This window comes from Streptomyces sp. NPDC051218, from assembly GCF_044455475.1.
Classification (GTDB): domain Bacteria; phylum Actinomycetota; class Actinomycetes; order Streptomycetales; family Streptomycetaceae; genus Streptomyces.
Genome location: NZ_JBITEU010000028.1, coordinates 1 through 15,202 on the forward strand (window position 1 = coordinate 1; position 15,202 = coordinate 15,202).

General features: G+C 70.8%; 2 protein-coding genes. Both read left to right on the top strand.

Features of this window, described 5'->3' with window-relative positions; translation table 11 throughout:
- Positions 1-24 precede the first annotated feature (24 nt).
- A complete protein-coding gene (locus tag ACIBCK_RS38925; RefSeq protein ID WP_399398074.1) occupies positions 25-9,048 on the top strand; it encodes an SDR family NAD(P)-dependent oxidoreductase in 9,024 nt (3,007 codons plus the stop codon).
- A gap of 31 nt (positions 9,049-9,079) precedes the next feature.
- A partial coding sequence (locus ACIBCK_RS38930) for an SDR family NAD(P)-dependent oxidoreductase (RefSeq protein WP_399398076.1) occupies positions 9,080-15,202 on the top strand: 6,123 nt, incomplete at its 3' end.

The window sequence follows — 15,202 nt, forward strand, 5'->3', positions numbered from 1 at the left end:
GAGCGGGAGTTGGCGTCGCGGCATGTGTTGCGGTGGCGTGTTCCGGAGACGGATTTTGTGGCGCATTCGCCTGCGGTGGAGCCGTTGGCGGCGGTCCTTGAGCAGGAGCTTGCCGGGATCACTCCGCTGGCGGGCCGGGTGCCGATGGTGTCGACGGTGACCGGTGAGTGGATCTCGGGCGTCGAGGTGAATGCCTCTTACTGGTTCGCGAACCTGCGACGCATGGTCCGCTTTGAAGAGGCCGTACGTGTTCTGCTCGATGGCGGTTATGGGGAGTTCGTGGAGGTGTCGCCGCATCCGGTGCTGACTGCCGCGGTGGCCGAGACCGCGGAAGACGCGGGTGTGGCCGGTGTGCTGGCGGTGGGCACGCTGGAGCGGGACAACGCGGGTGCGAACCGGTTGCTGACCTCTCTTGCGCAGGCTTATGTCGGCGGACTGCCGGTGGACTGGAAGTCGGTCCTGCCCTGCGGTGAGCAGGTGGAGTTGCCGACGTATGCCTTCCAGCAGGAGCGGTACTGGCTGGAGTCGGCGGTGGCCCCGTTCCAGGTGGGCGGGGATGGTGCTAGTACGGCGGCCGAGGCTCAGTTCTGGGCGGCCGTCGAGGGCGGTGACTTCGCCCGGATCGCGGACACGCTGGCGCTCGAGGATCAGAAGCAACTCAGTGCGGTCCTGCCCGCGTTGGCGTCCTGGCGGCGCCGTGAGCAGGACAAGTCGGTGACCGCGAACTGGCGCTACCGCGTGACGTGGGCGCCGGTCGCCGAACCGGGCACCGTCCGGCTTTCGGGACAGTGGTTGGTCGTGACGCCCGCCGGGTCGGCCGCGGCCGAGCTGACGCGGGGGTGCGTGGCGGCACTGACCGCGCGCGGAGCTGAGGCTCTGGTCGTGGAGGTGCCGGCCGGAACGGTGCACCGGGTCGACCTGGCCGGGCTGCTTGTCCAAGAGCTGCGGAATGCCGGTACGGAGCCCAGCATGCTGTCCGGTGCGGTGTCGCTGCTCGCACTGGACGAGACACCTGTGCCGGAGCACCCGGTGGTCTCCGGAGGTCTCGCCGCCACGCTGGGCCTTGTGCAGGGCCTGGGTGACGCCGGGGTCGACGCCCCGCTGTGGCTCCTCACCCACGGTGCTGTCGCCACTGGACCCGGTGAGGTGCTGACAAGCCCGGTGCAGGCACAGACCTGGGGCTTCGGCCGCGTCGTCGCCCTGGAATACCCGGACCGCTGGGGCGGGTTGATCGACCTGCCCGCCGAACTGGACGAGCGGACGGGCGTACGCCTGGTGGCCGTCCTTGCCGGTTGCGACGAGAACCAGGCCGCGATCAGGCCCGCCGGAATCCTGGGCCGCAGACTGACCCATGCCCCGCAGCCCTCGGACGACGGCGGCAAGCGTCCTGTGCGCGGGACCGCGCTGATCACCGGCGGCACCGGGGCGCTCGGCGGACACGTGGCGCAGTGGCTCGCCGATCGCGACGTGGACCGGCTTGTGCTGACGAGCCGGTCGGGGCCCGGTGGATCGGGCGTCGCGGCGCGGGCCGCCGAACTGGCCGAACAGGGCACCCGCGTGGACGTCGTGACCTGCGACGTGAGCGACCGCTCGGAGGTTGCCGGGCTCGTGGACTGGACCGGGGCGACCGGCCCCGAGCTGTCCGCGGTGGTACACACCGCGGCGGTCCTGGACGACGGTGTGATCGACGGCCTGGAGACGGATCGCTTGGAGACGGCGCTTGCCGCCAAGGCCGCGGGCGCCACCCACCTGGACGAGCTGACCGCCGACCTGGACCTGGACGCGTTCGTGCTGTTCTCGTCCGTGGTGGCCACCACGGGTGGTCCGGGCCAGAGCAACTACGCCGCGGCGAACGCGTACTTGGACGCCGTGGCGGAGAACCGGCGCAGCCGCGGTCTTCCCGGCCTCGCCGTGGCCTGGGGCCCGTGGGCTGCCGGTGTGGCGCAGGGCTCCGAGGCCGCGCGGCAGCGGCTCGCCCGCAACCAGTGGGAAGGGGTGATGGACCCGGACCTGGCGGTCCGGGCCCTGGGCGAGGCGTTCGACGGTCACGACACCGTCCTTACGGTGACGAACATCGACTGGTCCGTCATCCTCGCGACGCCGCAGTCGGCGGCGAGCCTCCTCGAGGTCCCGCTGATGCGGGACCTGCCGGAGGTCCACCGGCTGGCCGCGCTCGTCGCGGACGCCCCCGCCGTACAGGAAGAAGGGGACCTGGCGCGCCGCCTCGCCCCCATGAGCCTGTCCGAGCAGCAGCGGACGCTGACCGAGCTCGTCCAGGCCAAGGCTGCCCACGTCCTTGGCTACGCGTCGCACGACGCGGTCGAGGCGGGCCGTGCCTTCAGCGAACTGGGCTTCGACTCCCTGACCGCGGTGGAACTGCGCAACGACCTCAACACCGCGACCGGGCTGCGACTGCCCGCCACCTTGCTGTTCGACTACCCCAGCGCGACCACCCTCAGCGAGTACCTCAGGACGGAGCTCCTCGGGGCCCTGCCGGACGACACCTCGGTGCCGACGGCGGCACAGGCACCGTCCGTGGCCGACGAGCCGATCGCGATCGTCGGCATGAGCTGCCGGTACCCCGGCGGCGTGGCCGACCCCGATGGACTGTGGGAGCTGCTGAGCTCGGGCGGTGACGCGATCTCCGGCTTCCCGGACGACCGCGACTGGGACCTGGAGGCCCTCGCCGACTCCTCGTATGTGAAGAGCGGCGGCTTCATCCAGGACATGAGCGGCTTCGACGCCGGGTTCTTCGGGATCAGCCCCCGCGAGGCCATGGCTATGGACCCGCAGCAGCGGCTGCTCCTGGAACTGTCCTGGGAGGCCCTCGAACGTGCCGGAATCGACCCGGAGTTGGCGCGCGGCACCTCGACCGGCGTGTTCGCCGGTGGCTACGCGTCCGGCTACGGCTACGGCGTGGACATCGAGGGCGCGGCCCACCTCATCACCGGCAACGCGACGAGCGTGCTGTCCGGCCGGGTGTCGTACGCCCTGGGCCTCGAGGGCCCGGCGGTGACGGTCGACACCGCGTGCTCCTCGTCCCTGGTGGCGCTGCACCTGGCCGCCCAGGCGCTGCGCTCCGGTGAGTGCTCGATGGCGCTGGCCGGTGGCATCACGATCCTCGTGACCCCGGAGGGCTTCGTCGGCTTCAGCGAGCAGAGCGGCCTCGCGCCGGACGGACGCTGCAAGGCGTTCTCGGCGGACGCGGACGGCATGGGCTTCGCCGAGGGCGCGGGCATGCTGGTCGTGGAGCGCCTGTCGGACGCACGGCGCAACGGACACAAGGTCCTCGCGGTACTGCGCGGCAGCGCGACCAACCAGGACGGCGCGTCGAACGGCCTGACCGCCCCGAACGGTCCCTCGCAACAGCGGGTCATCCGGGCGGCGTTGGCGAACGCCGGGGTGCGCGCCGACGAGGTCGACGTGGTGGAGGCGCACGGTACGGGTACCAAGCTGGGTGACCCGATCGAGGCGCAGGCACTGCTCGCGACCTACGGCCAGGAGCATGCCGAGGACCGGCCGCTGCTCCTCGGCTCGGTGAAGTCGAACATCGGTCACACACAGGCAGCCGCCGGTGTGGCGGGTGTGATCAAGATGGTCCTCGCCCTCCAGCACGGCGAGTTGCCGCGGACGCTGCACGCGGACGAATCTTCGCCGCACGTGGACTGGACGGCGGGCCAGGTACGACTCCTGACGGAAGCGGCCCCGTGGCCCGCCGGCGACCGGGCGCGACGGGCGGGCGTCTCCTCGTTCGGCCTGAGCGGCACCAACGCGCACATCATCCTGGAGGAGGCCCCGACGCCCGAAGCGGGCGCGGCCGAGAACGAGGACGCCGGTACGAGCGACGCCACCGACGAGGTCGTGGTGGAGCTCGGTGGGGTCGGCGCGTGGTTGGTGTCGGGGCGGTCGGCGGAGGGTCTGACGGCTCAGGCGGACCGCTTGGGCGAATGGGTGGATGCACGACCGGAGTTGGCGCCGGTGGATGTGGCTTGGTCGTTGGCGGCGACGCGGTCGGTGTTCGAGCACCGTGCTGTGGTGGTCGGCGGTGAGCGTGCCGGGTTGGTGGCGGGTCTGGAGAGCCTGGCGGGTGGTGTGCCTGCGGGTTCGGTGGTGTCGGGCGTGGCCCGTCCGGGTGTGCGGACGGTGTTCGCTTTCGCGGGTCAGGGTTCTCAGTGGGTGGGCATGGGTCGGGAGTTGGCTTCGTGCAGTCCGGTGTTCGCGGAGCGTCTTGCTGAGTGTGAGCGGGCGTTGTCGCCGTTCGTGGAGTGGTCGCTGAGTGATGTGTTGTCGGGTGTGGAGGGTGCGCCGGGGTTGGGGTCGGCGGATGTGGTGCAGCCGGTGTTGTGGGCGGTGATGGTGTCGCTGGCTGCGGTGTGGGAGGCGGCTGGTGTCAGCCCCGGCGCGGTGGTGGGTCATTCGCAGGGTGAGATCGCGGCGGCAACGGTGGCGGGGATGTTGTCGCTGGAGGATGGCGCTCGTGTCGTGGCGCTGCGTTCGCAGTCGCTGAAGGTGCTTGCGGGTGCGGGCGGGATGCTGTCGGTGAGCCAGTCTGCTGCGGCGGTTGAAGAACGCCTGCCGCGTTGGGGCGAGCGCCTGTCGCTGGCGGCGGTCAACGGGCCTGCGGTGGTCGTGGTTTCGGGCGAGCCGGAGGCGCTCGAGGAGCTCAAGGCCGAACTGGAGTCCGAGGGCGTACGGGCGCGCATGGTCGCGGTGGATTACGCCTCGCACTCCGCCCAGGTGGAGCGGCTCGAAGAGGAGATTCTCTCCGTACTGGCCGAGGTGACCCCGCGTAAGGGCCGGGTGCCGATGGTGTCGGCGATGACCGGCGAGACGCTCTCCGGTGAGGAGTTGGATGCCGCGTACTGGTACGGGAGCCTGCGTGCCACGGTGCACTACGACCGGGCGGTGCGGACCCTGGCCGGAATGGGTCACCAGGTCTTCATCGAGGTCACGCCGCATCCGGTGCTGTTGGGCGCGATGAACGACACGCTCGACGAGGTCGCGCAGGAGGCGGGTCCCGGCGCGGTGCCCGCCGCGGTGTGCGGGACGCTGCGGCGTGACGACGGCGGCGCGACGCGGCTCGTCACCTCGCTGGCCGAGGCGTTCGTGCAGGGTGTGGCGGTGGACTGGGCGAAGGTGCTGCCGTGCGCGGAGCGGGTGGAGTTGCCGACGTACGCCTTCCAGCATGAGAGGTTTTGGCCGCGTGCGTCCGGCCCGGCGACCGGCCAGGACGCGGTGTCGCTGGGTCTGGGTGCGGTGGATCACCCGCTTCTTGGCGCGGTGGTGGAGCTGGCCGGTGGTGCGGGTCTTCTTTGCACGGGGCGTCTTTCGGTGCGTACGCATCCGTGGCTGGCCGATCACATGGTGGGCGGCGTGATGCTGCTCCCTGGTACCGGTTTCGTGGAGATGGTGGTGCGTGCCGGGGATCAGGTGGGTTGTGGCGCGCTGGAGGAACTGACGTTGCAGGCGCCGCTGGTGGTGCCCGCCGATGGTGGCGTACAAGTCCAGGTGGTGGTGGCTGACGCCGACGCCGATGGCCGTCCGACGGTGGAGGTGTTCTCCCGTCCCGACGGCACCCAGGAAGCATGGGTTCAGCACGCCAGCGGAACGGTAGCTCCCACCAGGGAGACCGGACCCGTCGTGGATGACCTGTCCATCTGGCCGCCGCGTGATGCCACTGCTGTGGACATCAGCGGGATGTACGACGAGCTGGCAGGGGCGTACGGCTATGGTCCGGCGTTCCAGGGGCTGCGTGCGGTGTGGCGCCGTGGCGAGGACGTCTTCGCCGAGGTGGCGCTGCCCGAGGAAGTGGCTCAGGACGCCGGTGCGTTTGGGCTGCACCCGGCACTGCTCGACGCGGTGCTGCATGCCAGCGGCCTTGTCGGCGAGGTCGATGAGGGTGGGGCGGGCCAGGTGCGGTTGCCCTTCGCGTGGACCGGCGTGGAGCTGCACGCGAGCGGGGCGTCGGTGTTGCGGGCGCGGCTGCGGCGTGACAGTCAGGGCAGTCTGAATGTGACGGCTGCGGACGCCACGGGTGCTCCGGTGGTGTCGGTCGCATCGCTGATCACGCGGCCGGTGGCGGCGGACCAGCTCCGGCCCGCCGAGGTCGGGGTGTCCGACTCGCTGTTCACTGTGGAGTGGAGTCCGGTCCCTGAAGCCGCCGTACCGGCGGGGGAGTGGGCGCTGATCGGCGGCGACCGTTTCGAGGTGGCCGATGCTCTCCGCACGTGCGGGGTGTCGGTGCGTTCCTTCGCTGACCTCGCGGAGGTGGCCGCTGCCGTCGAGGCAGGCGAGGCTGCCCCGAAGGTCGTGCTGGCCTGCATAGGCGGCAGTGAGGGTGGTGACGTAGCGCAAGCCGCCCGAGAGGCGAGCGGTCAGGCCCTGACGCTGGTGCAGGACTGGTTCACCGAAGGGCGCCTGGAATCAGCTCAGTTGGTGGTCGTGACCCGGGGTGGCGTGGCCGCCTCGGCTGGCGAGCGGGTGGCTGATCTGGCGGCGGCTTCGGTGTGGGGTCTGCTGCGTTCGGCGCAGTCGGAGAATCCCGGCCGACTGGTCCTCGTAGATCTGCCTGTCACGGGTGCGGCTGAGGCTGTTGATGTGCTGCCGTCGGTGGTGGGCGGTGGTGAGGCGGAGTTGGCGCTGCGGGGCAAGGTTGCTCTGGGGCGGCGGTTGTCGCGTCCGTCGGGTGAGCTGGTGGTGCCCGAGGGGCTGTGGCGGCTTGAGCCGGATGAGGGTGGGTCGTTGGAGGGGTTGGCGCTGGTTTCGGCGCCGCTGGCCGGTGACCCCCTGGAGGCCGGACAGGTTCGGGTCGCGGTGCGCACGGCCGGGCTGAACTTCCGGGATGTGCTGATCGGGTTGGGCATGTATCCCGGCGGCGGTCTGATGGGCAGTGAGATCGCCGGAACGGTGATCGAGACCGGGCCCGGAGTGCCAGGTCTTGCGGTGGGCGACCGTGTGATGGGCGTCGCCGAGGGCGGGTTCGGACCGGTGGCGGTGACTGACGCCCGGCAGCTGGTGCGGATCCCCAACGGCTGGTCCTATGCCGAGGCCGCGTCCGTACCCAGTGCGTTCATGACGGCGTGGTACGCGCTGGTGGAGTTGGCCGGTGCGCGGTCTGGTCAGCGGGTGTTGGTGCATGCGGCTGCCGGTGGTGTGGGGATGGCGGCGGTGCAGATCGCGCGTCATCTGGGTCTGGAGGTGTACGCGACGGCGAGTGCGGCCAAGTGGCCGGTGCTGGCGGCGTTGGGTCTGGACGAGGCGCATATCTCGTCCTCGCGGAGTGCTGGTTTCGAGGCGGAGTTCCTGGCTGCCACGGGCGGTGCGGGGGTGGACATCGTGGTGAACTCCCTCGCTGGGGAGTTGACCGATGCGTCGCTGCGGCTGTTGCCGAGGGGTGGCGAGTTCATCGAGATGGGCCGCACCGACCTGCGCGACATCGACGTACTGGCGCAGGAGCACCCGAGCGTCACGTACCGGCCGTTCGTGCTCGGCGAGGCCGGGCCGGAGCGGTTGGGGGAGATGCTCGGGCGGGTCGTCGGCTTGATGGCTGCTGGTGAGTTGTCGCGGTTGCCGGTGCGGGCGTGGGATGTGCGGCGGGCGCGGGAGGCGTTCCGGTTCATGTCGCAGGCGCGGCACACCGGCAAGATGGTCCTGACCATTCCTGCCACTCCCGTCGTCTCACGCCTGGTTGCCGCTGCCCCGGTCGCCTCGCGACCAGCCAGCCGGTCGGCTCTGGTGACGGGGGGTACGGGCACACTGGGCGGTCTCGTGGCGCGGCACCTGGTTGCCACCGGTCGCACCGATGAGATGGTGCTGACCGGTCGCTCGGGTCCGGCCGCTCCCAATGTGGCGGCGCTGGCTGCCGAGTTGGCGATGCTGGGTGCGGCGGTGCAGATCGTGGCCTGTGACGCGGCCGACCGCGACGCGCTGGCCACCGTCATCACGAGGGTCTCCAAGGAGACGGCACTGACGACGGTCGTACACACCGCCGGTGTCCTGGACGACGGGACGATCGCCTCGCTCACTCCGGAGCGGGTCGGGAGGGTGATGCGGCCGAAGGCCGACGGTGCGTGGAATCTGCACGAGCTCACCCGGGACATGGGCCTGGACCTGGAGCACTTCGTACTGTTCTCCTCGGCGGCGGCGACGTTCGGTTCGGCGGGTCAGGGCAACTATGTGGCGGCCAACGCGTTCCTCGACGCGCTGGCGGCCGACCGGCGGGCAGCAGGCCTTCCCGGAACGTCACTCGCCTGGGGCCTCTGGGCCGAGGCAAGTGCTCTGACCGGGGAGCTCACCGATGCCGAGCGGGCACGCATCAACCGCGGCGGCGTCAACGCGCTGAGCGCGGACGACGGCCTGGCCCTGCTCGACCTGGCTCTCACCCGCGACGAGGCGGTTCTCGTCCCGGCCCATCTCGACCTGGCCGGGCTGCGGGCGCAGGCCGCCCGCAGTGCGGAGATCCCGCCGCTGTGGCGGGGGTTGATCCGCGGCGGTTCTGGACGTCGTACTGCCGTATCAAGTGGTGGCGGTGGCGCGGACTCGCTGCACCAGCAGCTGGCCGGGCTCTCGCCGCAGGACCGGGAACGCAAGCTCACCGACTTGATCCGCACCCATGTCGCGGCCGTCCTTGGCCACACATCCGCCGACGCGATCGAACCCACCCGGGCCTTCACCGACCTGGGCTTCGACTCGCTCACCGCGGTCGAACTGCGCAACCGGCTCAACACCGGGACCGGCCTGCGCCTGCCGGCCACGCTCGTCTTCGACTACCCCAACCCCGTGGAACTGGCCGCGTTCCTGCAGGAAAAGCTGCTTCCGGAGATCACTGAACATGGCGCGGCAGAACCCGCCGAGGAGAAACTCCGGAAGGCGCTCGCGAGCGTTTCGCTGTCCAGGTTCCGTGAGGCGGGACTCATGGAGGCACTGATGCGGATCGCCGATGTCCATGACGACGCCCTGGTGAACGGGAAGGGCGAAGAGGTCGAGGACATCGACGCGCTGGATACCGAAAGCCTGATCCGCCTGGCCTTGGACGGCGAGTCGGAGTGAAGTTGATGATGCTCGATGCGTGGAGGCAGCGATGACAGAACCGGCTGACAAGCTTCTCGAAGCGCTGCGCGCCTCCGTGAAGGAGACCGAGCGGCTGCGGCAGCGGAACCGCCGGCTCGTCTCGGCGTCGACGGAGCCGTTGGCGATAGTCGGCATGAGCTGCCGTTACCCGGGCGGGGTGACCAATCCGGAGGAACTGTGGGACCTCCTCGCCGCAGGCGGGGACGCGATATCAGGCTTCCCGACGGACCGGGGCTGGGACGCCGACGGCGTGTACGACCCCGACCCGGAGAACCAGGGAACCTCCTATGTGGTCGAGGGCGGTTTCCTGCGGGACGCGGCGAGCTTCGACGCCGGGTTCTTCGGGATCAGCCCGCGCGAGGCCCTCGCCATGGACCCGCAGCAGCGACTGCTCCTCGAGACATCGTGGGAAGCGCTTGAGCGGGCCGGGGTCGACCCGGCATCGCTCCGGGGCTCGCAGACCGGCGTATTCGTCGGTGTCGCTCCCTCCGACTACGTCGCACACGAGGCCCTCCGGAACATGGAGGGCCTCGCCTGGCACCTGATGACCGGCGGCGCGGCCAGCGTGATGTCCGGCCGCATCTCCTACCTGCTCGGACTGCAGGGGCCCGCGGTGTCCATCGACACGGCGTGTTCGTCGTCCCTCGTGGCCCTGCACCTGGCCTGCCAGGCGGTGCGCTCCGGCGAGTGCTCGATGGCGCTGGCAGGCGGCGTCACGGTCATGGCCACCCCTGCGGGCTTCGTCGGGTTCTCCCGGAACCGCGGCCTTGCCGAGGACGGCCGCTGCAAGGCCTTCTCGGGCGCGGCGGACGGCATGGGCATGGGCGAGGGCGCGGGCATGGTCGTCGTGGAGCGGCTCTCCGACGCCCGGCGCAACGGGCACAAGGTGCTCGCTGTCGTACGCGGCTCGGCGACGAACCAGGACGGCGCGTCCAACGGCCTCACCGCGCCCAACGGCCCGTCCCAGCAGCGTGTCATCCGTGCCGCGCTCGCAGGCGCCCACCTGACGGCCGCCGACGTGGACGTGGTCGAGGCGCACGGTACGGGCACCACCCTGGGTGACCCGATCGAGGCGCAGGCGCTCCTCGCCGCGTACGGGCAGGACCGGCCCGATGACCGGCCGCTGTGGCTCGGCTCGGTGAAGTCCAACATCGGACATTCCCAGCAGGCGGCCGGTGTGGCGGGCGTGATCAAGATGGTCCTCGCGATGCAGCATGGTGAGTTGCCGCGCACCCTGCACGTCGACGAGCCCTCGCCGCACGTCGACTGGACCGAGGGCGACGTACGGCTGCTGACCGAGGCCGTGGCGTGGCCGACCGGCGTGCGGGTGCGGCGTGCGGGTGTGTCCTCGTTCGGCATCAGCGGCACCAATGTCCACGTCATCCTGGAGGAGGCTCCCGCCGAGGCAGGAGCGCTCGACGACGAGGCACCCGAGGACGGCGACACCGGGGCCGCCGACCGAGAGACCGCGGCAGCCGAGCCCGTAGTCGTATCGGGTGCGGGTGCGTGGCTGGTGTCGGGCCGGACGGCCGACGGCCTTACGGCTCAGGCCGACCGCCTGCGTGAATGGGTGGGCGCACGGCCGGAGTTGGCGCCGGTGGACGTGGCGTGGTCGCTGACGACGACGCGGTCGCTGTTCGACCACCGTGCCGTAGTGGTGGGCGGCGACCGGGGTGAACTCATCGGTGGCCTGGAGAGCCTGACGGCTGAGGGACTCGCGGGTTCGGTGGTGTCAGGTGTGGCCCGCTCGGACACGCGGCCGGTGTTCGCGTTCGCGGGGCAGGGGTCCCAATGGGTGGGCATGGGGCGGGAGTTGGCTGAGTGCAGCCCGGTGTTCGCGGCGCGCCTTGCGGAGTGTGAGCGGGCGTTGGACCCGTTCGTGGAGTGGTCGCTCTCCGATGTCCTGGCGGGTGCGGAGGGCGCGCCGGAGATGGTGGCGGCGGATGTGGTGCAGCCGGTGCTGTGGGCGGTGATGGTGTCACTGGCTGCCGTGTGGGAGGCGGCTGGTGTCAGCCCCGACGCGGTGGTGGGTCATTCGCAGGGTGAGATCGCGGCGGCGACGGTGGCGGGGATGCTCAGTGTCGAGGACGGTGCGCGGGTGGTGGCGTTGCGTTCGCAGTCGCTGAAGGTGCTTGCGGGTGCGGGCGGCATGTTGTCGGTGAGCCTGTCGGCTGCGGCGGTTGAGGAGCGTCTGCCGGGCTGGGGTGAGCGTCTGTCGTTGGCGGCGGTGAATGGTCCTGCTGCGGTGGTGGTGTCCGGTGAGCCGGAGGCGCTGGAGGAGCTGAAGGCCGAGCTGGAAGCGGATGGCGTACGGGCTCGCATGGTCGCGGTGGACTATGCGTCGCACTCCGCTCAGGTGGAGCGGCTCGAAGAGGAGATTCTTTCCGTACTGGCTGAGGTGGCCCCGCGTCGGGGTCGGGTGCCGATGGTGTCGGCGATGACCGGCGAGACGCTATCCGGCGAAGAGTTGGACGCCGCCTACTGGTACGGGAGCCTGCGCGCGACGGTGCATTACGAGCGCGCCGTACGGACCCTGGCTGGGATGGGCCACCAGATTTTTATCGAAGTCACCCCGCATCCGGTGCTGTTGGGCGCGATGAACGACACCCTCGAAGAGGTTGCTCAGGTCGCGGGCCCCGGCACGGTGGCGGGAGTGGCGTGCGGGACGCTGCGCCGCGACGACGGCGGCGCGACGCGGCTCCTCACGTCCTTCGCGGAGGCATTCGTCCACGGCGTCACGGTGGCCTGGGCGAAGGTGTTGCCGTCCGCTGAGCGGGTGGAGTTGCCGACGTATGCCTTCCAGCAGGAGCGGTTCTGGCCGCCGGAGGCCGGTCCGACCCTGGGCGGGGACGCGGTGTCGCTGGGTCTTGGCGCGGTGGATCACCCGTTGCTGGGTGCGGCGGTGGAGCTGGCCCGTGGTGCGGGGCTGGTGTGTACCGGGCGTCTTTCGGTGCGTACGCATCCGTGGCTGGCTGACCACACGGTGGGTGGCGTGATTCTGCTGCCCGGTACCGGTTTCGTGGAGATGGTGGTGCGTGCCGGGGATCAGGTGGGTTGTGGCGCGCTGGAGGAGCTGACGTTGCAGGCGCCGCTGGTGGTGCCCGCCGATGGTGGCGTACAAGTGCAGGTGGTGGTGGCTGATGCCGATGCCGAGGGGCGTCGGACGGTGGAGGTGTTCTCCCGTCCCGACGGGACTCAGGAGGCATGGGTCCAGCACGCGGGTGGCACGATCGCTCCCGCTGGACCGGCGCGGGCGGCGGAGGACGACCTGACCGCCTGGCCGCCGCGTGATGCCACTGCTGTGGACATCAGCGGGATGTACGAGGCCTTGGCTCAGGCGTCGTACGGCTATGGTCCGGCGTTCCAGGGGCTGCGTGCGGTGTGGCGCCGGGGCGAGGACGTCTTCGCCGAGGTGGTGCTGCCCGAGAGTGTCGCTCAGGATGCGGGTGCGTTCGGGCTGCACCCCGTGCTGCTCGACGCATTGCTCCAGGCCGGAGCTCTCGCCGGCGGACCCGGTGGATCCAGTGGACCCGGCGAGGTCGATGAGGGTGAGCCGGGTCAGGTGCTGTTGCCGTTCGCATGGACGGGTGTGGAGCTGCACGCGAGCGGCGCGTCGGTGTTGCGGGCGCGGCTGCGGCGTGACGGTCAGGGCAGCTTGAACTTGATGGCGGCGGATGCCACGGGTGCTCCGGTGGTGTCGGTGGCGTCACTCATCACGCGGCCGGTGGCGGCGGACCAACTCCACTCCGCCGAAGCGGGACTGGCCGACGCGCTCTTCGCAGTGGACTGGGCCCCTGTGGCCGAGGCACCGGTCCCGGAGGGGGAGTGGGTTCTCGTCGGTGCCGATCGCTTCGAGATGGCTGAGGGGCTGGACGCGGCCGGGGTGTCGGTGCGTTCCTACGCTGACCTCGCGGAGGTGGCCGCTGCCGTCGAGGCAGGCGAGGCCGCCCCGCACGTCGTGCTGGCCTGTGTAAGTGGCGAGGGCGTCGACGTGGCGGCCTCCGCCCGGCGGGCGACCGGTGCGGCTCTGACCCTGGTCCAGGAGTGGCTGGGCGAAGAGCGCCTGGAATCAGCCCAGTTGATGGTGGTGACCCGTGGTGGCGTGGCCACCTCTGTCGGCGAAGGCGTCATGGATTTGGCGGCGGCTTCGGTCTGGGGTCTCCTCCGCTCGGCGCAGTCGGAGAATCCCGGCCGACTGGTCCTCGTAGATCTGCCTGTCACGGGTGCGGCTGAGGCTGTTGATGTGCTGCCGTCGGTGGTGGGCGGTGGTGAGGCGGAGTTGGCGCTGCGGGGCAAGGTTGCTCTGGGGCGGCGGTTGTCGCGTCCGTCGGGTGAGCTGGTGGTGCCCGAGGGGCTGTGGCGGCTTGAGCCGGATGAGGGTGGGTCGTTGGAGGGGTTGGCGCTGGTTTCGGCGCCGCTGGCCGGTGACCCCCTGGAAGCCGGACAGGTTCGGGTCGCGGTGCGCACGGCCGGGCTGAACTTCCGGGATGTGCTGATCGGGCTGGGGATGTATCCCGGCGGCGGTCTGATGGGCAGTGAGATCGCCGGAACGGTGATCGAGACCGGCTCCGAAGTAGTAGGTCTTGCGGTGGGCGACCGCGTCATGGGTGTTGCCGCCGGAGGGATCGGACCGGTGGCGGTGACCGACGCCCGGCAGCTGGTACGGATTCCGGAGGGCTGGTTGTTCGCGGAGGCGGCCTCGGTGCCGGTCGCGTTCATGACGGCGTGGTACGCGCTGGTGGAGTTGGCCGGTGCGCGGTCTGGTCAGCGGGTGTTGGTGCATGCGGCTGCCGGTGGTGTGGGGATGGCGGCGGTGCAGATCGCGCGTCATCTGGGTCTGGAGGTGTACGCGACGGCGAGTGCGGCCAAGTGGCCGGTGCTGGCGGCGTTGGGTCTGGACGAGGCGCATATCTCGTCCTCGCGGAGTGCTGGTTTCGAGGCGGAGTTCCTGGCTGCCACGGGCGGTGCGGGGGTGGACATCGTGGTGAACTCCCTCGCTGGGGAGTTGACCGATGCGTCGCTGCGGCTGTTGCCGAGCGGCGGTGCGTTCATCGAGATGGGCCGCACGGATCTACGGGATCCGGAAGCTCTGGCGCAGGAGCACCCAGGAGTCATGTACCGGCCGTTCGACCTGGGCGAGGCCGGGCCGGAGCGGTTGGGGGAGATGCTCGGGCGGGTCGTCGGCCTAATGGCTGCTGGTGAGTTGTCGCGGTTGCCGGTGCGGGCGTGGGATGTGCGGCGGGCGCGGGAGGCGTTCCGGTTCATGTCGCAGGCGCGGCACACCGGCAAGATGGTCCTGACGATCCCCGCCGACCGCTACGGCTCGCTCGTACCGCGCACAGGTGGGAAGACGGCCCTGGTGACGGGTGGTACGGGCACGTTGGGCGGTCTTGTGGCGCGGCATCTTGCCACCACGGGTCGTGTCGACGGCTTGGTGCTGACCGGTCGTTCGGGTCCGGCCGCTCCCAATGTGGCGTCGCTGGCAGCGGAGTTGGCGATGCTGGGTGCGGCGGTGCAGATCGTGGCCTGCGATGCGGCCGACCGCGACGCGCTGGCCACCGTCATCACGGGCATCCCGGCGGACAGCCCGCTGACGACGGTCGTACACACCGCCGGTGTCCTGGACGACGGGACGATCGCCTCGCTCACCCCGGAGCGGGTGGACACCGTGATGCGGCCGAAGGCCGACGGCGCGTGGAACCTGCACGAGCTCACCCAGGGCATGGGCCTGGACCTGGAGCACTTCGTACTGTTCTCCTCGGCGGCGGCGACGTTCGGCGTGGCCGGTCAGGGCAACTACGTGGCGGCCAACGCGTTCCTCGACGCGCTGGCGGCCGACCGGCGCGCCGCAGGGCTCTCCGGAACGTCACTCGCCTGGGGCCTCTGGGCCGAGGTCAGCACGCTGACCGGACAGCTCACCGATGCCGAGCGGGACCGTCTGACCCGTGGCGGTGCCAGGGCGCTGAGCGCGGACGACGGCCTGGCCCTCCTCGAAATGGCCCTTGCCCGCGACGAGGCGGTTCTCGTGCCGACCCGGATCGACCTGGCCGGGCTGCGGGCGCAGGCCGCCCGCAGTGCGGAGATCCCGCCGCTGTGGCGGGGGTTGATCCGCGGCGGTTCTGGACGTCGTACT